This is a genomic window from Pseudomonas sp. GW460-12-10-14-TSB1 (assembly GCF_017349775.1).
In the GTDB taxonomy this organism is placed as follows: domain Bacteria; phylum Pseudomonadota; class Gammaproteobacteria; order Pseudomonadales; family Pseudomonadaceae; genus Aquipseudomonas; species Aquipseudomonas piscium.
The window spans coordinates 46,645-63,646 of record NZ_JACNAC010000021.1 but is presented as its reverse complement, the minus strand read 5'-3'; the positions used below and the strand labels follow the sequence as shown (position 1 = coordinate 63,646).

12 protein-coding genes and 1 other RNA gene are annotated in these 17,002 nt (G+C 61.8%); 3 read left to right on the top strand and 10 right to left on the bottom strand.

Annotated elements, in window-relative coordinates; translation table 11 throughout:
• Positions 1-16 precede the first annotated feature (16 nt).
• The 5 genes from J4D52_RS14795 to ffs all read right to left on the bottom strand — a co-directional run bounded on the left by J4D52_RS14795 (position 17) and on the right by ffs (position 2,480).
• On the bottom strand, positions 17-370 hold the full coding sequence (locus tag J4D52_RS14795; protein ID WP_146018023.1) for a hypothetical protein: 354 nt from the start codon (positions 368-370) through the stop codon (positions 17-19).
• A complete protein-coding gene (locus tag J4D52_RS14790) occupies positions 363-824 on the bottom strand; it encodes a hypothetical protein (RefSeq protein WP_102678053.1) in 462 nt (153 codons plus the stop codon). Before J4D52_RS14790 ends, J4D52_RS14795 begins: the two co-directional genes overlap by 8 nt.
• Before the next feature lie 90 nt (positions 825-914).
• Entirely contained in the window at positions 915-1,412 is a 498-nt protein-coding gene (locus J4D52_RS30530) for a site-specific integrase (protein ID WP_256581580.1), read from the bottom strand.
• Between the two features lie 45 nt (positions 1,413-1,457).
• Entirely contained in the window at positions 1,458-2,303 is an 846-nt protein-coding gene (locus tag J4D52_RS30525) for a phage integrase SAM-like domain-containing protein (RefSeq protein ID WP_256581579.1), read from the bottom strand.
• A gap of 80 nt (positions 2,304-2,383) precedes the next feature.
• Positions 2,384-2,480, bottom strand: an RNA gene (gene ffs, locus J4D52_RS14780) — signal recognition particle sRNA small type.
• A gap of 671 nt (positions 2,481-3,151) precedes the next feature.
• Here ffs and J4D52_RS14775 point away from each other — a divergent pair.
• Positions 3,152-3,538 (top strand): DUF6124 family protein, encoded by a 387-nt coding sequence (locus J4D52_RS14775; protein ID WP_102678054.1) that lies wholly within the window; start codon positions 3,152-3,154, stop codon positions 3,536-3,538.
• 112 nt (positions 3,539-3,650) lie between these two features.
• On the opposite strand, the gene J4D52_RS14770 is transcribed toward J4D52_RS14775, so the two are convergent.
• From J4D52_RS14770 to J4D52_RS14750, 5 genes are all read right to left on the bottom strand, one after another.
• The gene (locus tag J4D52_RS14770; RefSeq protein WP_102677637.1) at positions 3,651-4,817 is read right to left on the bottom strand and encodes a putative zinc-binding metallopeptidase; all 1,167 of its coding nucleotides are present in this window, start codon (positions 4,815-4,817) and stop codon (positions 3,651-3,653) included.
• Positions 4,818-5,072: 255 nt separating this feature from the next.
• A complete protein-coding gene (ligA, locus tag J4D52_RS14765) occupies positions 5,073-7,439 on the bottom strand; it encodes an NAD-dependent DNA ligase LigA (protein WP_102677638.1) in 2,367 nt (788 codons plus the stop codon).
• Positions 7,440-7,567: 128 nt separating this feature from the next.
• Positions 7,568-8,416, bottom strand: coding sequence for a cell division protein ZipA (gene zipA, locus J4D52_RS14760; protein WP_053278127.1), 849 nt, complete (start codon positions 8,414-8,416; stop codon positions 7,568-7,570).
• 261 nt (positions 8,417-8,677) lie between these two features.
• Positions 8,678-12,166, bottom strand: a complete 3,489-nt coding sequence (gene smc / locus J4D52_RS14755; protein ID WP_097302661.1) for a chromosome segregation protein SMC — start codon at positions 12,164-12,166, stop codon at positions 8,678-8,680.
• Positions 12,167-12,168: 2 nt separating this feature from the next.
• Entirely contained in the window at positions 12,169-12,828 is a 660-nt protein-coding gene (locus J4D52_RS14750; RefSeq protein WP_025804264.1) for a GntR family transcriptional regulator, read from the bottom strand.
• Positions 12,829-13,096: 268 nt separating this feature from the next.
• On the opposite strand from J4D52_RS14750, the gene xdhA reads away from it, so the two are divergent.
• Together xdhA and xdhB are read left to right on the top strand one after the other, a co-directional pair.
• The gene (xdhA, locus tag J4D52_RS14745; RefSeq protein ID WP_102677639.1) at positions 13,097-14,551 is read left to right on the top strand and encodes a xanthine dehydrogenase small subunit; all 1,455 of its coding nucleotides are present in this window, start codon (positions 13,097-13,099) and stop codon (positions 14,549-14,551) included.
• Positions 14,544-16,943 carry a xanthine dehydrogenase molybdopterin binding subunit gene (gene xdhB, locus J4D52_RS14740; RefSeq protein WP_102677640.1) on the top strand — a complete coding sequence of 800 codons (2,400 nt, stop codon included), beginning with the start codon at positions 14,544-14,546 and terminating at the stop codon, positions 16,941-16,943. The genes xdhA and xdhB overlap by 8 nt, the downstream gene beginning before the upstream one ends.
• Positions 16,944-17,002 lie beyond the last annotated feature (59 nt).

Here is a 17,002-nt window from a genome sequence, read left to right as displayed (position 1 = left end):
ATGATTAGTCATGCACTCAATCCCTTTCATGTTCTTCATCATCCATTTCGAACGCATCATCTTCTCGCTCGGCGGCCAGTGAGGACACCCGTTCTGCTGCGACACGCGCTGCCCCGCCTCGGGCGGAGGTGTACCGCGCATCTTGGAGCCACTCCAGCTCAATTAACCGCGCGCGAATAACTTGGCCGGGAACCCCAAACCGTTTACTTAACTCCGCAAGGATGATGCTGGCGGTCGTAATGTTATCTTGCTGATGGTCTACGTAAATAAGCCCATGCCCACGCCATTTGACATCATACCTATCGCACAGCGACATGACATGTTCAGCCAGTGTCGCAGCAACCATCCACTCCCCACTTGAGTCACTCATTCCCGCCCTCACCATGAACGCCAAGTTCGAACTGGTAGCTACCCAGGGTGCCCGACATCGCTCCCGAATAGCTGCTGTGCCCATCCAATGTTGCAGCCGCTTTCGTATCGATATGTCCTTGCAACTCATAGACCGCCATTTCTAATAGCCTGCGCAGATCTTCGGGATTACTTGCAGTTATATTGAGCTGCAGATCGAGTTTGCTTGCAGCGGGTACCGATAGATATTCAGGTATTGCCGTTTGAGCAAAAGCAACTTGTCGTTGATGCTCACCCTCGACGGGGTTACCCGTGGACCCACTCAGAATAGCAGCGTGCTCGTCATCCATAAGGTCCAGTATCCTCGACAGTTCCAAGGTCTTCTCGGGGTGCAATTGCATTTGGTCCTTAACCTCCAAACGACGGACTTGCCACTCCCGAAGCTTTTCTCGGGTCAGATTGTCAGTTTCGCCCATTGTCGCCCGCTCCATATGCTAAGCGATGGATTATGGCCCGGCGCGCCGCATCGGTCACCTAAGGCTGAAAGCTGAGCCCACCTCTTGAAACTATCTAACAATTCGTTCCGTTAAAGAGAGTTTGTTACTCTTTCTAAACCCTCCAACGACGCAGCGAACGTATAGTCGATGCCCCAGCAACCCACCGACCAATGACTCAGCAACGCCCTTTTGTTTCAGGTGGTCGGCCAAGGTGTGTCGGAAGCTGTGAAAGTCCTTCTTGGCAGCGTCATCGCGGAAGCCTAACTGCTCACGCACCCGAGTAAACCACTTCGATGGCACCACACTGTAGCCATGCTTTTTATGGCAGGTCAGTTCCGGGAACACACGCTCATTTCCCGCCTGCCTAGCCTTCTCCACATACGCCAGGAACCCCAGCTCCAGAAGCTTGGAGTGAAGCGGTACAAGTCGTTCAGACGAAGCCGTTTTCAGCTTCTGGTCTGGCCTTGTAGCTCGTATGTGGATGCAGGCAATACCGTCGATGGTCACTACATCGTCGGCGTACAACTGGCACAGCTCGTTGAGTCTGGCGCCCGTGTATAGCCCCAGGAGGGGCAGCTAATATTGATTCGGCTTTTGGGCGTGGGCCGGCGCCTATGTCGCACGATTAAACAACAGCTTGAGGTCTTCAGCACTGAAAGCGCTGCGCTCCTCGCTCACCTTACGCCGCTGACGCACGCGCAGACCATCGAACGGGTTGCGACTGCAATAGCCCTCCCTAACCGCATACGAAAAGAACGTCGTCAGGTTCTTCACGTAGTTGTTAAAGGTCGTGACGCTGATGGTACTGGTCGCTTCCGCGATGGACTGCTCCAGTGGTTGGTCCGGCAACAGATGAAAACGCGGTGGTAGCTTCAGCGCCGTCTCCCGGAACACGTGGGCGTTTTTCCGGGTTATCTGGTCGATGGACATGTCGCCAATGATTCGGGTCAGCAGCACGGCTACCGCACGCTTATCGTCCAGGGACTTGACCGCGACGCCCTCCCAGCGCTGCTGCACCAACTGCTCATCGACCACCGCGAGAAAGCTTGGGGATTGCTGAACAACTGCAGGCACTATCACGACGGAAGCCACAGGAGGAAGCTGAAGGGCACCTACGGACCGCTCTGACGCTACCGAAGGCAAGGGCATAGCGGCACCTATCAACTGCTGCTGTCGCAACCACGACGCCCAACTAGCGAGACGCTTACCTCCCACTTCCCAGGCCCCGCGAATGAACTCAAGCGACGACCTAATACCCTGGAACGCTTGCGTAAACAGCCCTTGGACCTGGGTCAGAATGTCACGCCCACGAATCAGCGCCTCCCGCTTGCAACGGGTTTGCAGGGAGCTACGAATTTCTCTTTGGGGGAATAACGGGCGAATAACATCCGGCACCACGATTCGGAAGTAGTAGACCGAGTGGCGGGACAACAAAAGGTAGGACGGGATGGTCGACACAGATGTATCACTCTTTGTACCACCATGTGGAAAAGAGTGAAAAACCGTTAAGAATTAGCTACTTAGGTAACTGGAGGCAACCCCACCAGCCACACCCCGGCACACAATGTCACCGCTGCGGCTGCTCCCTTCCAGGCCTGACCGGGTTCACGGCTGATCGTTGCGAGGGGACCAATGGGGTCACCATAACGACGCTCACCTGACGGCGAGCCGCGCCATTGTACCTATCTGCGGCGAAGTTACAACCGCTCTGTAAAGATTAAAAAATCTGAACGGCTTCAAGTACTTGGATCATTACCCCTCTCCCCCGCCCACTTGCCGATTCCTGTAGCCGCTGCCGCAGGCTGCGCTCGGTCGCGCAGCTGCCGCAATCGCGGGTGACACCGTGTTTCGGTGGCGCACAATCAAATGGCTGGCGACTGCTTCGCAGTCGATCGCAGCCATCGGCAGCGGCTACAGGGGACCACGCATGAGCTGAATGGCAGTTTTGCGGCGAGCCGGCAGTCGATTTTTCGCTTTGTTTTGTAAGGGCTTTCCTAGAAACTCTGGAACGCCTTTGGGCCGGTTGTACCCCTGAATTTGATCGGGCAGTCTGCGTGGGTCGTTGCAATTTCAACGACCCGGATGTGGAAGTCTGGAAAAGTCATTGGTACAGCGCTCAACAGCGACTGCTGACGCTTTGCGCCCGCAGATCCGTGTTATGGCGACCATGCGTGGGGCACCTTCGGGTGCGCCGGGTTTTGGGTACCAAGGACTCCCCGGTCTTCCACACCCACGCATGGCTGCCACCCTCTCGTGTGGAAGCGAGACTGGCGGCTTTCATCTTTCAGAGAGTCGTAGGTACCCACATGAAAAAGCTCGTCCCCGATCCGCCACTCACTACCCCGCGCCGACTACGCGATCCCGAACTGGATGCGGCGAATATCTCCCTGCTCCTGTCGCTCAATGACCAGAAGCAACCGCTGCTCACACAACTGAAAGAAACCAGCAGCCAGCCGTTCGGCCTGCGCGACGCCCAGCAGCGCCCGTTGTTCGCGGTGCAGGCCGGGGTAAATGCCGAAGAAGCCTTGATGCATGTTTCGCTGCTGCTCAAATGCGCCGAAGAAGTCTCGGATGAAATCACCGAACAGGGCAGCGGCATCGAGCGCGGGCTGATCTGGTCCATGGTGCATTCCGTGGAGATGGCTCGCGCGGTGGTTGATGCCCTGCTCGATGGCGTGCGCACAGCTCGCTGACCGCCCCTGGTAGGAGCGAAGCTTGCTCGCGATAGCATCGCCGCGGTCTTGTGCCGGACCGAGTCGCTTGCATCGCGAGCAAGCTTCGCTCCTACAGAGGCAGGTGGTGGGTTCAGGCTTGTTCGAGTACTTCGTCGGCCTTGCCGCCGGCTTGCTGGATCACCAGGTGGATGAAGTGCAGTTTGGCGATCACTGCGGGAGGCAAGATGAAGGGATAGAAGTCCGGCTGGCCCATGCTGCGTGACAATTCGTTGAGCATGCCCGCCAGCTCGATCCAGGCGTTGACGAAAGAGAGGAACGCCGGGCCGCCGGGGTGCTGTGGGTCATACAGGGTATCGAGTGGGAACGGCTGGTAGTCGAAGTCCATTTCCCGGGCACTCATGCCGAAGCCCAGCGCAGTATCGACCGCGTCCATCATGTGCAGGTAGTGGGCCCAGGTTTCCGCCCAGTCTTCCCAGGGGTGCATGGTGGCGTAGGCGCTGACGTAGGCCTGCAACCAATCATTCGGCGCACCCTGTTGATAATGCCGCTCCAGGGCTTCGGCGTAGCTCGCGCGTTCGTCGCCGAACAGCGCACGACAGGGTTCCAGCCAATGGCTGTCGGCGATCAGGCGGTCCCAGTAGTAATGCCCCACCTCATGCCGAAAGTGGCCGAGCAAGGTGCGATAGGGTTCGTGCATCTGTACCCGCACCTGCTCGCGATACGCGTCATCTGCTTCCTTGATGTCGAGGGTGATCAGGCCGTTGGCGTGGCCAGTCATCGGCGACTTGCCCTGCAGATCGACGCCGACGAAATCGAAAGCCAGGCCAGCCGCTTCATCCTCGGTCTTGGCGATCAGCGGCAACCCCAGGCTTATCAGTTGCGCCACCAGACGGCGCTTGGCGATTTCCACCTTGCGCCAGCGTTCAGGGTTTTCCGGTACGCCAAGATCGGGAATGGTTCGGTTCAGCCGGCACGCCACACACAAGGTGCCGGCGCCATAAGCCGGCAGCAGCCAGTTACAGGCCGCCGGGGTATCGAGGTTGGCGCAGCGCCGGAACAGCCCCGCCTGCGGGTCGACGTCCAGCAGCCAGGTATCGAGCTCCGGCCCTGGTTGCAGCGACGACAGGCGACTCTGCTCGGGCTGATAACCCAGGGCCGCCGAGCAGGCCAGGCACTGGCTGTTGCGAAAGAACAGCGACTGCCCGCAACGACACGGCCAGACTTTGCTGTTGCGGCTGTTCTCGCGGACAAAGGGCGCGGCGATACGGGAACTGAGCTGCTCGAAGAAGCGGTACATGGCGATCTCTCCCTGGGCTTGCCAAGACTAGATCATGGGGACGGGACTATTGTTCCATCGCCTTGATGGCGATCCGCTTTTCTGTAGGAGCGAGCTTGCTCGCGAAGCAATTTCCATATCGCATTCTGTGCAAGCCTGGAGATTTTTCGCGAGCAAGCTCGCTCCTACAAGGGAACGCGATTTTTCCATGTAGCCGCTGCCGCAGAGCAACGCCCGCTGCGCGGTCGATCGCAGCCTTCGGCAGCGGCTACAGGGTTATGCCGAGATGCCGTGCTGGCCGAGGAAGGCCACGAAGGCTTCTTCATCCAGCACCTTGAGGCCCAGCTCGTTGGCCTTGGCCAGCTTCGAGCCGGCGCCAGGACCGGCCACCACACAGTGGGTCTTGGCCGAAACGGAGCCGGCGACCTTGGCGCCCAGGCTTTCCAGCTTGTCCTTGGCCACGTCGCGACTCATCAGCTCCAGGGAACCGGTGAGCACCCAGGTCTGGCCGGCCAGCGGCAGCCCTTCCACCACCTTCTTCTCGCTCTGCCAGTGCATGCCGAAGGCTTGCAACTGCGCTTCGATGGCCAGCGCCCGCTCGGCGTTTTCCGCAATGTCGAAGAACTCGCGCACGGCCTTGGCCTGCTTCTCCGGCAGGGTCTGGCGCATGTCCAGCCAGTCCGCCTTGACCACACCATCGAGGGTGACGAACTTGTCCGCCAGCTTCTGCGCGGCGCCCGGCCCCACCGACGGGATGTTCAGCTTGTCGAGCATGCCGCCCAGGGTGGTGCTGGCGGCAAACTCGGCGCCGAGGTCGCCCTGATCCTGCAGCTCAAGAGCGCACTGCTGCGGATCGAGCAAGGCACCGATCACCTCTTGGTTGTGGCTGTCCTCGAAGAAGCTGTGAATCTCGTGAGCCACTTCCAGGCCGATATCCGGCAGGTAGGTCAGCACTTCCGGCAAGGCTTGCTGTACGCGCTCCAGAGAGGCCAGGGAGCGCGCCAGGACCTTGGCCGTCTCCTCGCCCACATCGGGAATGCCCAGGGCGTAGATGAAGCGCGCCAGGCCCGGCTTCTTACTGTCTTCGATGGCCTTGAGCAGCTTGTTGCTGGAGACCTCGGCGAAGCCTTCCAGGTCGATGATCTGCTCGTACTTGAGCTTGTAGAGGTCGGCCGGCGAACCGATGAGCTTTTCGTCCACCAGCTGCTCGATGGTCTTGTCGCCCAGCCCTTCGATATCCATCGCCCGACGGGAAACGAAGTGAATGATCGCCTGCTTGAGCTGAGCGCCACAGGCCAGGCGACCGACGCAGCGGTACACCGCGCCCTCGCTGATGGTTTCCTTGCCCTTGCTGCGCTTGATCAGTTGCGTGCGTTCGACATGGGAACCGCACACCGGGCAGGTCTGCGGGATATGCACCGGGCGCGCATCCTGTGGCCGGCGCTCGGCCACCACCTGCACCACTTGCGGAATCACGTCGCCGGCGCGGCGGATAATCACGGTGTCGCCGATCATCAGGCCCAGGCGCGCCACTTCGTCCATGTTGTGCAGGGTGGCGTTGGAGACGGTGACGCCCGCCACCTTGACCGGTTTCAAGCGCGCCACCGGGGTCACCGCGCCGGTACGACCGACCTGGAATTCCACGTCCAGCAGCTCGGTCAGCTCTTCCATCGCCGGGAACTTGTGGGCGATCGCCCAACGCGGTTCACGGGCCCGGAAGCCCAGCTCACGCTGCGAAGCAACGCTGTTGACCTTGAACACCACACCGTCGATTTCATAGGGCAATCCATTACGGCGCTCGCCGATATCGCGGTAGTAATCCAGGCATTCGTCGATGCCCTTGGCCAACTTCAGCTCGCGACTGACGGGCATGCCCCAGTGCTTGAGCTGCTCCAGATTGCCGATATGGGTGTCAGCAATGTCAGCGGTGACCTGGCCAATCCCGTAGCAGCAGAATTCCAGCGGACGGCTGGCGGTGATCTTCGAATCCAGCTGGCGCAAGCTGCCCGCCGCGGCGTTCCGCGGGTTGGCAAAGGTCTTGCCGCCAACTTCCAGCTGCGCGGCATTGAGTCGCTCGAAACCGGCCTTGGACATGTAGACCTCGCCGCGCACCTCCAGGGTCGCCGGCCAGCCGCTGCCGTGCAGCTTCAGCGGAATGTTGCGCACGGTGCGCACGTTGACGCTGATGTCTTCGCCGGTGGTGCCGTCGCCGCGGGTCGCGCCGCGCACCAGCACACCGTCCAGATACAGCAGGCTGACCGCCAGGCCATCGAGCTTCGGCTCGCAGCTGTACTCCACCGCCGCCCCGCCACCGAACAGATCGCCCACCGGCAGGTCGAGCCCCTCGGTCACCCGGCGATCGAACTCGCGCATGTCGGTTTCTTCGAAGGCGTTGCCCAGGCTGAGCATGGGGATTTCGTGGCGCACCTGGGTGAAGACCGAGAGCGCCGCGCTGCCCACGCGCTGGGTGGGCGAATCGCTGCTGACCAGCTCCGGATGCTCGGCTTCCAGCGCCTTGAGTTCGTGGAACAGGCGATCGTATTCGGCGTCGGGAATGCTCGGCTCGTCGAGTACGTGGTAGCGGTAGTTGTGCTGATCCAGCTCAGCGCGCAGCTCAAGAATGCGGGTTTCGACGGCGGTCATGATGTTCTCTCAAAAAGCAAAAGAGCAGCCTAGGCTGCTCAATATTTGTCTGGAGGGTCTTGCGACCCTGTCGCGAGCCTGCTCCGGCAGGCCAAGGGTTATGCCGGAGCGGCTGGCTCGCGAAGCGCTCAGCGCTTCTGGGTCAGGGCGCGACGCTCGAATTCGACGATGCGCTGACGGTAGTGTTCGATGGTCTGGGCGGTCAGCACGCTGCGCTGGTCGTCCTTCAGTTCGCCGTTCAGCTCCTGGGACAGCTTGCGCGCCGCGGCCACCATCACGTCGAAAGCCTGCTTCGGATGACGCGGGCCTGGCAGGCCGAGGAAGAAGCTCACGGCCGGAGTGCTGAAGTGGTCGATGTCGTCCAGGTCGAATACGCCCGGCTTGACCGCGTTGGCCATGGAGAACAGCACTTCGCCGTTACCGGCCATGCTTTCGTGACGGTGGAAAATATCCATCTCGCCAAAACGCAGGCCGCTTTCCAGGATGTTCTGCAACAGCGCCGGGCCCTTGAAGCCGCCGGAATCACGGCAGATCACGCTGATCACCAGCACTTCTTCGGCTTGCGGCTGGTCCTTGTCGGCGTAACCGGAAGCCTTGGTTTCATCCGGGAAATCGTCGTCACGACTGCTGAAGCTCGGGCCGCCGTCCAGATCCAGGTTGAGGTTCAGGTCGCCCTGCTGTGGCTCGCTGGCACGTTTGCCACGCTTGGAACCGGATTCGCGCGGTTCGCGCACCGGCGCGCTCATCGACGGCAGGTCGTGCTCATCGAGTTGCGGTTCCTTATGGGTATCCAGCACGCGGGGCGGGCCCAGCAGCTCGGCACTGCTGTCGTCGTCCGGCAGGTTGGACAGGCTGCGATCCAGACGGAATTTCAACTTTCCTTTGCCGCCGCGCATACGGCGCCAGCCATCAAAAAGAATACCGGCAATGACAATGATGCCGATGACGATCAGCCACTCGCGCAGACCGATTTCCATGTAATCCCGTGCCTCTATGAAAAATGCTGAAAAATAAGAGGTTTAGCAAACTGCAAACCGCTTTAAAACGTGGCGCCAACTCTATGTTCTGACTGGCGTTTTGCCCACGTATAGGAAAAATTGACATTAAACTAGCACGACCAAAGACAACTTTACACCGTCTGTCGCAACGGCTTCATTCAATATGTCAATCAGCCAGTACTCGGCACAGGTAAAAACCTCTTACTTGTCACTTACATACCGGCTTTGGTCGCCCGGATATCAGGCGTCCACCATCGCCATCGCCTCCTCGACATCCACCGCTACCAGGCGCGAACAGCCAGGCTCGTGCATCGTCACGCCCATCAACTGATCGGCCATTTCCATGGCGATCTTGTTGTGGGTGATATAGATGAACTGCACCGTCTGCGACATCTCTTTAACCAGCCTTGCGTAGCGTCCAACGTTAGCGTCATCCAGCGGGGCGTCAACTTCGTCGAGCATGCAGAACGGCGCCGGGTTCAACTTGAAGATGGCAAATACCAGCGCCAGGGCCGTCAATGCTTTCTCACCACCGGACAACAAATGAATGGTGCTGTTCTTCTTCCCTGGCGGACGCGCCATGATCGTTACCCCTGTATCGAGTAGATCTTCGCCCGTCAGTTCCAAATAAGCGCTGCCGCCACCGAAAACTTTTGGAAAGAGCGCCTGTAAACCGCCGTTAATCTGATCAAAGGTATCCTTGAAACGATTACGGGTTTCCTTGTCGATCTTGCGAATCACGTTTTCCAGGGTTTCCAGGGCTTCCACCAGATCGGCGTCCTGGGCATCCAGATAACGCTTGCGCTCGGACTGCTGCTGGTACTCATCGATGGCCGCGAGGTTGATCGCCCCCAGGCGCTGAATGCGCGCGGCAATCCGCTCGAGTTCTTCCTCGGCTTCTTTCTCGCTGGCCTGTTCGGTCAGCGTGGCAAGCACGCCCTGCAAGTCGTAGCCGTCTTCCAGCAACTGGTCCTGCAAGGTCTTGCGGCGCACGCTCAGGGCCTGCCACTCCATGCGCTGCTGTTCGAGCTGACCACGGATCAATTGCGATTGCTGCTCGGCCTGGGTCCGACGTTTTTCCGCGTCGCGCAATTCGCGGTCGGCATCTTCCATGGCGATCTGCGCGCTCTTGAGCTCGACGTCGACGGTCATGCGTTTTTCCAGCAATTCCTCGAGTTTCAGGCGCAGCTCTTCCAGCGGTGCGGCACCCTCCTCCAGGTTCAGGCTGAGCTGTTCGCGCTTCTCTGTCAGACGCTCCGATTGCAGCTCCAGGCGCTCCAGGGCCTGACGGGTGGAGTCGTGCTGGGCCTTGAGCGAACCCAGGCGTACCGCCAGCTGGTGAGCATGATCCTTGTGCTGGCGCGCCTCCTGGCGCACCCGGTCCAGGCGCTCGCGCAAACTGTCGCGCTGGGCCAGCAGCAATTCGCGCTGCTCGGTGTCCAGGGCCATGCTGTCGAGGGCTTCCTGCAGTTGCAGACGGGCTTCGCCCACCTGCTCGTGTTCCACGGCGCGCTGCTCGCCCAGCTCCGCTACTTCTTCATCCAGACGGGTACGGCGCAGGGCCAGCTGTTCGGCCTTGGCCTTGCCGGCGGAAAGCTTGGCCTTCAATTCACCCTGCTGACGGGCTTCGTCCTGCAGCAGGCGGCGCAGGTGTTCGCGACCGTTCTCCTGCTGCCGCTGCTGGGCACGCAGGTTCTGCAAGTGGGTTTCCAGGTCTTCCACGCTGGCTTCGCGCTCATCGCGCTCCTGGCTCAGCTGCTCGATTTCCTGATTGCGCGCGAGCATGCCGCTCTCCGCTTCGCTGGCGCGACGCACCCGCAGGAAATGCCGGCCGACCCAGAAACCGTCGCGGCTGATCAGGCTCTCGCCTGCCGCCAACTGGCCGCGCAGAGCCAGGGCCTGCTCAAGGCTTTCCACCGGTTTGACCTGGCCCAGCCAGGGCGCCAGATCGACCTGGGCATCGACCTTATCCAGCAGGCTGCCGGGTATCCGCGCGCCCTCGCCCGCCAGTTGGAGCAGGCGCAGGTCGCCCTGCTCGAACCCGGCCAGGTCGAAGCCGGCAAAGTCGTCGACCAGCACCGCTTGCAGGTCGGCGCCGAGCACGGTTTCCACCGCCAACTCCCAACCCGCCTCGACCTTCAAGCCTTCGGCCAGACGCGGACGCTCGGCCAGCTGTTGCTCGCGCAACCACTCCGCCGCGCCGGTCCCCGGATTGAGCGCCGCCTGCTGCAAAGCCTCCAGCGAGGCCAGGCGCCCATTGAGACGCTGCAATTCGCCCTGGGCCTGCTGCTGGGCCTGGGTCGCCTGATGCAGCTCCTGACGCAACTGCTCCAGGCGCTCGACCTGACCGTCTTCGCTGGCCTGCAAATCTTCCAGGGTCGCCTCGCTGGCCGCGAGTTGTTCGTTGAGTTCGAGGATTGCCGCGTCTTCCGGATCGGCGGCCAGCAACGCGCGCTCCTCCACCAGACGCCGCTGGCGCTCACCCAGACGCTCCATGCTGCCTTCGAGCTGCTGGATGCGCGACTGCTGCACCTCGGCCTGGCGCCGCGGCTCGGCAGACTTGAGGTTGAAACCGTCCCACTGCTCCTGCCAGCCGTGCATGGTGGTTTCGGCTTCTTCCAAGGCCGCGGCAGCCTCTTCGGCGGCGGCGCTGCTGACTTCCTGCTCGGGCTCGAGCATTTCCAGCTCTTCGCCGAGGGTGGCGAGCAAGGTGCGGTCGTGGCCCAGGTGGGATTCGGTTTCCAGGCGCGCGCGCTCGGCCTCGCGCAGGTCGTCCTGCAACTGGCGCAAACGCTGCTGGCCGTGCTGGATGCTCTGCTCGACCCGGGCGATATCGCCGCCGACCGAATAGAAGCGCCCCTGCACCAGATTGAAGCGCTCGGACAGCTCATGGTGGCCATCACGCAAGCGCTCGATGGCGGCATCGGCATTGCGTTGCTCCGCCACCAGGGCTTCGAAGCCGACTTCCTGGTTGCCGATGATCGATTCGCGCTGCCCGACCTGCTCGTTAAGCTCCTGCCAGCGCAGTGCCGACAGTTGGGCCTTGAGCTGACGCTCCTCGGCTTTGTATTCCTGGTACTTCTCGGCCGCCTGGGCCTGACGGTGCAGGCGTTCGAGCTGGCGCTCCAGCTCTTCGCGCAGGTCGGTCAGGCGCGCCAGGTTTTCGTGGGTACGACGGATGCGGTTTTCGGTTTCCCGGCGGCGCTCCTTGTACTTGGAAATCCCCGCCGCTTCTTCGATAAAGTTGCGCAGGTCTTCCGGTTTGGCCTCGATCAGCTTGGAGATCATGCCCTGCTCGATGATCGAGTAGCTGCGTGGCCCCAGGCCGGTACCGAGGAAGATGTCGGTAATGTCACGACGGCGGCACTTGGCGCCGTTGAGGAAATAGCTGTTCTGGCTGTCGCGGGTAACCTTGCGGCGGATGGAGATTTCCGCGTAGGCCGCGTACTCGCCGATCAGGGTGCCGTCGGAGTTGTCGAAGACCAGCTCGATGCTGGCCTGGCTCACCGGCTTGCGGCTGGTGGAGCCGTTGAAGATGACGTCGGTCATCGACTCGCCGCGCAGGTTCTTGGCCGAGCTCTCGCCCATTACCCAGCGCACGGCATCGATGATGTTCGACTTGCCGCACCCATTGGGCCCGACCACCGCCGCCATGTTACTGGGGAAGTTCACCGTGGTCGGATCGACGAAGGACTTGAACCCCGCCAGCTTGATGCACTTGAGCCGCACGCTCAGGCAACCGTCAAGGCGGCGACTACCAGGTCGCAACTGCGCCGGGCATAGGCCGTCAGCACCACGCGGATGGTCGGCAGGTCACGGGCCAGCACGGCGGCCAGCAGTTGCTCGAACAGGTCGAGGAATTCGCTCATTTCCGCCTTGCGCTGCTCCAGGGCCAGGAAATAGGCACGGCTCATCGCCGGCTGCAGGTTCTCGACGGTTTCCTGCAGGTACGGGTTGTCGGCGAACGGATAGGCGGCGCGCATCACGTTGAAGCTGTCTTCGACGAAGCTGCGAATGTCCTGGCGCTCGTAGGCGGCGATCAACCGTTGCTGGATCTGCAGGAACGGCGCCATGTCGGCCTGCAGTTCCCAGCCGTTGGCCACCGAGTTACCCAACAGGATGTACAGCTCGCTCATCAGGGTGCACAGGCTCTGCACCTTGTGCGGGGTGAGTTCGGTCACATGGGCGCCACGACGCGGCAGGATCGCGATCAGGTGGCGGCGTTCGAGGATCAGCAGGGCTTCGCGGACCGAGCCGCGGCTGACGTTGAGGGCCAGCGTGACCTTCTGTTCCTGAATCCGCTCCCCAGGCTTGAGCTCGCCGCGAATGATGCGTTCGGCGAGGTGGTGAGCGATTTGCTCGGCGAGGCTGTCCGGCGCCTTGAACGTCATGGTTTTCCTTCAAACTCTTAGATCGGTACAAGCGGCGCAGTGTAGCGCAATTGCTACCTCATCGCGGAGTGCCCAAGGGCCTGAATTTGGCACGGAATAAGCAAAAAGCACTGCGGCCCGGGAGGGTCAATACTGTTTGAAAGCGCTTGTTGATCGGCAAAAAGCAATTTCCTGACCCTTAAGTCAGAAATTCATTGACCGAAAAGTCAGACATGACTAAATTCGGCCCCAGTCGGTTAACAACAATAATGAGTCTGCGAGGCCTTCCGTGATCCAGTTTTTACTCAACCAGGAACTCCGTAGCGAGCACAGCCTGGACCCGAATCTGACGGTGCTCAATTATCTGCGCGAGCATCTGGGCAAGCCCGGCACCAAGGAAGGCTGCGCCAGTGGCGACTGTGGCGCCTGCACTGTGGTGGTCGGCGAATTGCAGACCGACGACACGGGCGCGGAGCACATCCGTTATCGCAGCCTCAACTCGTGCCTGACCTTCGTCTCATCCTTGCACGGCAAACAGCTGATCAGCGTCGAAGACCTCAAGCACCAGGGCCAGTTGCACAGCGTGCAGAAGGCCATGGTCGAGTGCCACGGCTCGCAATGCGGCTTCTGCACGCCGGGCTTCGTCATGTCGCTGTTCGCCCTGCAGAAGAACTCCGAGCAACCCGACTCGCACAAGGCCCATGAAGCCCTGGCCGGCAACCTGTGCCGCTGCACCGGCTACCGCCCGATCCTCGCCGCCGCCGAGCAGGCCTGTTGCGGCAAACAGCCGGACCAGTTCGACGCCCGCGAAGCCGAGACCATTGCGCGCCTGAAAGCCATCGCCCCCAGCGACACCGGCGAGCTGAACAGTGGCGACAAACGTTGCCTGGTACCGCTGACCGTATCCGACCTGGCCGACCTGTATGACGCCTACCCGCAAGCCCGGCTGCTGGCCGGCGGCACCGACCTGGCGCTGGAAGTCACCCAGTTCCACCGCCCGCTGCCGGTGATGATCTACGTCGGCAACGTCGCCGAAATGAAACGCATCGAACGCTTCGACGATCGCCTGGAAATCGGCGCCGCCACCGCCCTCTCCGATTGCTACGACGCCCTCAAGGCCGAATACCCGGACTTCGGCGAACTGCTGCAACGCTTCGCCTCGTTGCAGATCCGCAACCAGGGCACCCTGGGCGGCAACATTGGCAACGCCTCGCCCATCGGCGACTCGCCACCCTTGCTGATCGCCCTGGGCGCGCAGATCGTCCTGTGCAAGGGCAACACCCGTCGCACCCTGGCCCTGGAAGACTATTTCATCGACTACCGTGTCACCGCGCGCCAGGAAAGCGAGTTCATCGAAAAGATCATCGTGCCGCGGGCCAGCGCCCAGCAGCTGTTCCGCGCCTACAAGGTGTCCAAGCGTCTGGACGATGACATTTCCGCGGTCTGCGCAGCCTTCAACCTGCGCATCGAGAACGGCGTGATCGCCGACGCTCGCGTGGCCTTCGGCGGCATGGCCGCCACCCCGAAACGCGCCAAGCACTGCGAGGCCGCGCTGCTCGGCGCGCCCTGGAGCGAGGCCACCGTCGAGCGTGCGTGCGCCGCCCTGGGCGAGGACTTCACCCCGCTTTCGGACTTCCGCGCCAGCAAGGAATACCGCCTGCTCAGCGCCCAGAACCTGCTGCGCAAATACTTTATCGAACTGCAAACACCGCACATCGAGACCCGGGTGACCGCTTATGTCTAATCATCACAAAGTCGAGAAGACTCAAGCCGAACTGAGCGCCCTGTTTCAACAGGACCTGACCACCGGCGTCGGACGCAGCGTCAAGCACGACAGCGCCGTCAAGCACGTGTCCGGCGAAGCGGTGTACATCGATGACCGGCTGGAATTCCCCAACCAGCTGCATGTCTATGCGCGCCTCTCCGACCGTGCCCACGCGAAGATCCTCAGCATCGACACCGCGCCTTGCTACGCCTTCGACGGCGTACGCATCGTCATCACCCACAAAGACATTCCGGGGCTGAAAGACATCGGTCCGCTGCTGCCCGGCGACCCGCTGCTGGCCATCGACGATGTGCAGTTCGTCGGTCAGCCGGTGCTGGCCGTGGCCGCCCGCGACCTGGAAACCGCGCGCAAGGCGGCCATGGCCGCGATCATCGAATACGAGGACCTGGAGCCGGTGCTGGACGTGGTCGAAGCCCTGCGCAAACGCCACTTCGTCCTCGACAGCCACACCCACCAGCGCGGCGACTCGGCCAAGGCCCTGGCCAGCGCCGAGCATCGTATCCAGGGCACCCTGCACATCGGCGGCCAGGAACACTTCTATCTGGAGACCCAGATTTCCTCGGTGATGCCCACCGAAGACGGCGGCATGATCGTCTACTGCTCGACCCAGAACCCCACCGAAGTGCAGAAGCTGGTGGCCGAGGTGCTGGACGTGTCGATGAACAAGATCGTGGTCGACATGCGCCGCATGGGCGGTGGTTTCGGCGGCAAGGAAACCCAGGCCGCCAGCCCGGCGTGCCTGTGCGCGGTGATCGCGCACCTCACCGGCCAGCCGACCAAGATGCGCCTGCCGCGGGTCGAAGACATGCTGATGACCGGCAAGCGCCACCCCTTCTATATCGAGTACGACGTCGGCTTCGACAGCACCGGGCGCCTGCATGGCATCCAGCTGGAGCTGGCCGGCAACTGCGGTTGCTCGCCGGACCTGTCGGCCTCGATCGTCGACCGGGCGATGTTCCACGCCGACAACTCGTACTACCTCGGCGACGCCACCATCAACGGCCATCGCTGCAAGACCAACACCGCATCGAACACCGCCTACCGCGGCTTCGGCGGCCCGCAAGGCATGGTCGCCATCGAGGAAGTGATGGATGCCATCGCCCGCCATCTGGCGCTCGACCCGCTGGCCGTGCGCAAGGCCAACTACTACGGCAAGACCGAACGCAACGTCACCCACTACTACCAGACCGTCGAGCACAACATGCTCGAAGAAATGACCGCCGAGCTGGAAGCCAGCAGCCAGTACGCCGAGCGCCGCGAAGCGATCCGCCGCTATAACGCAGACAGCCCGATCCTGAAAAAGGGCCTGGCGCTGACTCCGGTGAAATTCGGCATTTCCTTCACCGCCAGCTTCCTCAACCAGGCCGGCGCGCTGGTGCATGTCTACACCGACGGCAGCATCCACCTCAACCACGGCGGCACGGAAATGGGCCAGGGCCTGAACACCAAGGTGGCGCAGGTGGTGGCCGAGGTGTTCCAGGTGGAAATCGACCGGGTGCAGATCACCGCGACCAACACCGACAAGGTGCCCAACACCTCGCCAACCGCCGCCTCTAGCGGCGCCGACCTGAACGGTAAGGCCGCGCAGAATGCCGCCGAGACCATCAAGAAACGCCTGGTGGAATTCGCCGCCCGGCAGTACAAGGTCAGCGAGGAAGATGTGGAATTCCACAACGGCCATGTGCGGGTCCGCGACCAGATCCTGAGTTTCGAGGCACTGATCCAGCAGGCCTATTTCGCCCAGGTCTCGCTGTCCAGCACCGGCTTCTACAAGACCCCGAAAATCTACTACGACCGCGCCCAGGCCCGTGGCCGACCGTTCTACTACTACGCCTACGGCGCCGCCTGCGCCGAGGTGATAGTCGACACCCTGACCGGCGAGTACAAGATGCTGCGCACCGACATCCTGCATGACGTCGGCGCCTCGCTGAACCCGGCCATCGACATCGGCCAGGTGGAAGGCGGCTTTATCCAGGGCATGGGCTGGCTGACCATGGAAGAGCTGGTGTGGAACGCCAAGGGCAAGCTGATGACCAACGGCCCGGCCAGCTACAAGATTCCCGCGGTGGCCGACATGCCGCTGGACCTGCGGGTCAAACTGGTGGAAAACCGCAAGAACCCGGAAGACACGGTGTTCCATTCCAAGGCCGTGGGCGAGCCGCCGTTCATGCTCGGCATCGCCGTCTGGTGCGCGCTCAAGGACGCCGTGGCCAGCCTTGGCGATTACCGGCACCAGCCAAGGATCGACGCGCCGGCCACGCCGGAGCGGGTGTTGTGGGGCTGCGAGCAGATGCGTCAGCTGAAGGTGACCAAGGCCGTCGAGGCCGAGTCTGAACTGGCGCCGCTCTAGAACCGAGGTGCGCCCATCGCGGGCAAGCCTCGCTCCTACAGACCCGTGCAGATCTGTAG